Below are 529 nucleotides of genomic sequence, written 5' to 3' on the forward strand. Positions count from 1 at the left end.
TCGAATACGGCGGTTACTATGATCGTTACGGCAAACGTTGCTCCTTCTGTTASCATTGCCATTACGAGTGGTTCTAATCCAGCATGTAACGGCAGTTCTGTGASATTTACGGCTACTCCAACCAATGGAGGAACTCCGACATATCAGTGGACTAAGAATGGAACAAATATTGGAGGTGCAACTTCTTCTACCTATACGGGGGTTGCAGGAACCGATTTTGTGAGTACAGATATTATTCGTTGTGTTTTGACACCAACGGCAATTTGCGTTTCTCCGACTACGGCAACGAGTGCAGGCATAACAATGACCGTTACGGCAAATGTTGCTCCTTCTGTTAGCATTGCCATTACGAGTGGTTCTAATCCAGCATGTAACGGCAGTTCTGTGASATTTACGGCTACTCCAACCAATGGAGGAACTCCGACATATCAGTGGACTAAGAATGGAACAAATATTGGAGGTGCAACTTCTTCTACCTATACGGGGGTTGCAGGAACCGATTTTGTGAGTACAGATATTATTCGTTGTG

1 pseudogene is annotated in these 529 nt (G+C 44.7%); it reads left to right on the forward strand.

Annotated elements, in window-relative coordinates:
* A pseudogene (locus tag AC1DY0_RS19150) lies at positions 1-529 on the forward strand (hypothetical protein); the annotation flags it as partial.

Source organism: Flavobacterium sp. P1_E4, from assembly GCF_056405915.1.